Here is a 5026-nt window from a genome sequence, read left to right on the forward strand (position 1 = left end):
CCTGATCGTCACTCGCTTGGACAGGTCTGGGCCTATGTGATGCGCCCCGATAGAGTAGATAGGTACCGAGGCGCACTGTTACTCGACGGCCTATGGACTGAAGGGAGTCTGAAAGACTAGCGTTACATCATCCCCATGCCGCCCATGCCACCGCTAGGATCAGGTGCAGCCGCCTTTTTCTCAGGCTTCTCAACAACAAGCGCTTCGGTGGTGAGCACCATGCCTGCAATTGAGCCTGCATCTTGCAGAGCCGATCGGACAACCTTCGCTGGATCAATAATTCCGCTGCTAATCAAGTCTTCATAGGTATCAGTCAAGGCATTGTATCCCATGTTGAATTCCAGTTCCTTGACCTTCTCTACCACCACAGAACCCTCTACCCCAGCATTTTCAGCAATCTGACGTAGGGGAGCTTCTAGGGATTTGGCCACAATTTCAGCCCCGGTTTGCTCCTCTGGGGGAAGGCTAGCCTTGAAGCTATTAACCTTGGGTACTAGGTGAATCAGTGTAGTGCCACCACCCGGAACAATCCCTTCCTCTACGGCTGCTTTTGTTGCACTAAGGGCATCTTCAATCCGCAGCTTGCGATCCTTCAGTTCTGTTTCGGTAGCAGCACCAACTTTGATGACTGCAACTCCACCAGCCAACTTAGCTAGGCGTTCCTGTAATTTTTCAGCATCGTATTCGGAATCTGTACGCTCTAACTCTTGCCGAATTTGAGCAATCCGTTTTTCGATGTTGGCCTTGGTGCGAGCATCTTGCTCAGCAACGATCGTGGTCGTGTCTTTTGTGATTGTCAGCTTGCGGGCTGTGCCCAGCATATCCAAGGTCATGGTATCTAGGCTGAGGCCAACTTCTTCAGAGATTAACTGCCCACCCGTCAATACTGCAATGTCCTGGAGAATAGCTTTACGACGTTCTCCGAAGCTAGGAGCTTTGATTGCTGCTCCGCTTAACACACCCCGCATCCGGTTAACAACGAGCGTGGCCAAGGCTTCACCCTCTACATCCTCGGCAATGATTAGGAGTGGATGACCTGCACGAGCCACTTTCTCCAGCACAGGGATTAAGTCTTGAATGCTGCTCAGTTTCTTGTCGGTAATCAATACTCGTGCATTTTCATACTCAGCAATCATCCGCTCAGTATCTGTCACAAAGTAGGGAGAAATGTAGCCCCGATCGAGCTGCATACCTTCGACCACATCCAGCTCTGTTGCCAAGGACTTAGATTCCTCCACTGTGATCACGCCGTCTTTGCCCACTTTTTCCATGGCTTCCGACAGCATGGCACCAACTTCTTCATCATTGCCTGACGATACTGTGGCTACTTGAGCAATAGCTTTGCCTTCTACGGGTTTGGCGATCGCTTGAATTTCTGCGGCTAACATTGCGATCGTCTTTTCAATGCCTCGACGCAACGCTACTGGATTGGCACCCGCTGCTACATTGCGTAACCCTTCCCGAATCATGGCCTGGGCAAGTACGGTTGCAGTTGTAGTACCATCTCCAGCTAGATCCTTAGTTTTGGATGCAACTTCTCGAATTAGTTGCGCGCCCGTGTTTTGGAGTGGATCCTCTAAGTCAATTTCCTTGGCGATGGTGATGCCATCATTAACAATACTGGGTGCACCATACTTCTTTTCTAGAACAACGTTGCGTCCCTTAGGCCCCAAGGTGATGCGAACAGCATCGGCAAGGGCATTCACACCCTCCTCCAGGGCACGACGGGACTCTTCATCAAACACAACTATTTTCGCCATTGGTCACCGTTGAATTGCTACCAGTGCTAATTTAGCACTCTCAGGTATGGAGTGCTAACCCTCAGCCTATTCGGTTTTTACGGTAGCTGCTGATTTTAACCCAGGGTGCTGACCACAAGTGCCGTCAACTCTGGTGGTTCGGTCTAGATCAGACCACTAATTCACAAGACGCTGAGAGGCTGGCTGCGAGGTGCAGCGAGGATGAATGCCTCCCTGGCCACAAATGTAACGAATTTGTTCCTCACTCAGGTTTCTGGCCTGGGCGAAGTTGGCTCCAGCTAGCAACCCACGTCGATCGCTGCTATTGGGTGACTCTTGCACAAATCCGCCTACAGTGATCGAAGACTGGCTAGTAAACGTAGCACCTTGCAAATTTGCACCAGTGAAGTCTGCACCTCGCAGGACGGCACCTGTTAAGTCTGCGTTTTGTAAATTGACGTTCTGTACCTGAGCGCCAATTAACAGGGCATTGGTAAACCGTGCTCCTTCCAAATTTGCTCCTTGCAAAATAGCTTGGGTTAGAATTGCCCTGCTCAAGTCTGCTCCTTGCCAATCAGATGCCAGCAAATTAGCAGCCTGGAGATTAGCATCCTGAGCATTAACACGACTCAAGCGGGCTTGGTACAAATCTGCTTGACTCAAGTTGGCATTAGCTAGCTCTGCCCCTGTGAGAATGGCGAAGTGAAGAATAGCTTGGTTAAGGTTAGCCTGAATGAGTTTAGCACTACTGAGATTGGCCCCCACTAGGCGAGCACGAGATAGGTTAGCAGCATTAAACGTAGCTCGAATTAAATTGGCCCGATCGAACAACCCATAGCTAGCCATGGCCCTAGTGAAATCACTTTCTTTCAGGTCAGCACCACTGAAGTCGGCAACTTGGTCATCGGTGGTGTCCCAGCGTTTATCGCGACCGGGGCCGTGCAGTTGACTAGCCCGGAAACTACCCCGCACTAGATTAGCACCACGAAACGCTACTCCTGAGAGATTGACGCGATCGAGCACCAGGGTAAAGGGAACTGGATCCCTACTTTGGCCTAAATCAACTCGACTGAGATCAGCTTCAAGTTGACTACTATAAATGACTAGAATTTTAGCAATAGCCCGCTGAGTAACACGATGTTGGCGCATAACCGCACGATGAAGGTTGGGGTTGCTGCTATAGCGTAGGGACTCTGCCTCATTGCGTAGGGACTGATTCAACCGCAGAAGGTACGGCAAGGCTTCTGCACCACGACTCACCAGTGCTTGCTCGATCGCCTCTATCAAGGTAACGTTGGTTTCTTGACCCAACAAATCCACCAATAGCGGCAGCGCACGACTGTCCTTAATAGTACCCAAGGCTAAAATCGCGTTGCGACGCTCATCAGATCCTTTAGGTGAGGCAGAGGGGCTTAGCTTTGTCAGCAGCGCTAGGAATAAGTCGTTATCTTGTTGCTGAAAATGACGGCGATTCTCTTGGCTCTGGATATAGACTTGAGTGCCAACAAATGTGCCCACTAGCAAGCCCAAAGCACCGAGTAGGGTAATGATCAGCGTCAGGAGTGGGTTACGGGTGATCCAGGGTCGAGGATTAGTGTAGGTATCGGGGGTCAGCACGATCGCGGCGATCGTTGCCTCGTCGTCATCATTCCAGTCTGTTAACCGTGGGGAGTAGTGCTGAGGCTCGTAGACCGTCTGCATGTAAGTAGGATAAATCCGCTGGCGTTGAGTAGCATCAATTACATAGGTGCGGGCAAGCAGATCATGCCACGCCCGGCGATCGGGATGAATCAGCGTTGTTACCCCTTCAATCATTAACATCAGCCCAATCAACCGCACCAATACGGGTACGTTGGGCGCAGCCGTCGCTGTCCAAACCATGTAGGCTAGCATCAGCGATAAAATCCAGCGTCCTCCTTCGCGCAATAGCACCTGCGACCAGTCAGGTGGGCTGCCTGAAGCCGTGACCACTCGTACCTTGAGCCAGTGTTTTGCCATGGTTTTGCCTGTGCGGCTGAGCAAGTATAGGTTCAACGCCGTGAGGCCCAATGGCAAGAGCAAGGCGATCGTCCAGGCAATATTGGTAGCAGGTGGCACTAACTTGGTTGTGCTGGCGGGCAATGATAGCGTGCGGGTGATGACACGATCAACCACAACTAGCAGCGGATTCAGGGGCACTAGACCAACAATGGCTTTAGCTCGAAACTGATCGCCAATGGAGACTGGTAAGGCAATGCTCACCACCAAGATAGAAAACTCTGTCACCCAAGCAACACCACGCCGCACCAACAGAGACGGCAGCACCCGGTGGATAGTGGTGAGATGTCTTAGACGCGGACTGGTTCTGTTCACAGTAGAGCTAGCCATACAACTTGATGCTGATGCACTCCCAGAGTACAAGCAGCAATTGCTACAAATTAGCTACGCCAACTAGGGCCTCAGTCTTTTGGCGACTTGGGAGCAAGGATAAACCGATAGCCAATGTAGCCGATCGCTGCCAGAATAGCTAATTGTACTGCTAACTGCACTAAGCGAAGCACCATCCCCACGACGACTAAGCCCCCCACCATTAGACCCGCTAGCACTGCCACCTTAGCCGGTGTGGATAGCCCTTGCAGCCAAGTGTTAGAGCGGGTTACTAGGTCATCTAGCATCGCCGGCTGAGATCCCTGCCCTTTTCCAGGTCGAGAGTGCACTGCATCGGGCGTACTTTGATTTAGCTCAGCTTCTAAGTCTTGAAGACGTTGCTGCCAATTCTTGGGATTGGGCGAACTCATGGGGTTGGTTCCTCAGTAACTAATCACGCTCCTATTCTGGCAAAAGTCGCTGCCAAAATTCTACAGCCTAGGTTGATTTCCCTCTCAGTCCACTTGTGGTCGATCGTCACAACTCATAAAGAAAGCTGCCTGTGCTGTAGCATAGTCCCTAGAGTTCAGGGTTAGGTAACTCTCCATCCTATGTCGTCAGTTGAGTCAGCCAGCGTCAGTGCTCCCAGCGATATTTTGATCTTGACCAATGGGCCGGGAGAGTTGACCACTTGGGTGAGGCCTGTGGTGCAGCGGCTGCGCGAGCAGTTGACTCCAAACCAAGCTAGAATTTCTATTGTGTTTTCTCCCTGCCCGAATGCTACAGGTCGAGAGGCTACCATCGCCCGCAACTATCCGGGGGTGGATCGGGTGCAGGCGGCTGAGCATTTCTTTCCCTTTTTGCTCTGGGGCAAGACTGTTGAAAATTGGCACTGGCACCATCAAGGGGTGGTGCTGTTCTTAGGTGGAGATCAGTTTTAT

At 51.4% G+C, this 5026-nt stretch carries 4 protein-coding genes; 1 reads left to right on the forward strand and 3 read right to left on the reverse strand.

What is annotated here, in order from left to right; genetic code table 11:
• Positions 1 to 122: 122 nt before the first annotated feature.
• From groL to NZ772_08075, 3 genes are all read right to left on the reverse strand, one after another.
• Positions 123 to 1760 carry a chaperonin GroEL gene (groL, locus tag NZ772_08065; GenBank protein ID MCS6813510.1) on the reverse strand — a complete coding sequence of 546 codons (1638 nt, stop codon included), beginning with the start codon at positions 1758 to 1760 and terminating at the stop codon, positions 123 to 125.
• 156 nt (positions 1761 to 1916) lie between these two features.
• Positions 1917 to 4091, reverse strand: a complete 2175-nt coding sequence (locus NZ772_08070; GenBank protein ID MCS6813511.1) for a pentapeptide repeat-containing protein — start codon at positions 4089 to 4091, stop codon at positions 1917 to 1919.
• 86 nt (positions 4092 to 4177) lie between these two features.
• The gene (locus NZ772_08075) at positions 4178 to 4516 is read right to left on the reverse strand and encodes a hypothetical protein (GenBank protein MCS6813512.1); all 339 of its coding nucleotides are present in this window, start codon (positions 4514 to 4516) and stop codon (positions 4178 to 4180) included.
• Positions 4517 to 4696: 180 nt separating this feature from the next.
• Here NZ772_08075 and NZ772_08080 point away from each other — a divergent pair.
• The coding region (locus tag NZ772_08080) for a lipid-A-disaccharide synthase (protein ID MCS6813513.1) at positions 4697 to 5026 on the forward strand (330 nt) is incomplete at its 3' end.

The organism is Cyanobacteriota bacterium, assembly GCA_025054735.1.
In the GTDB taxonomy this organism is placed as follows: Bacteria; Cyanobacteriota; Cyanobacteriia; order SKYG9; family SKYG9; genus SKYG9.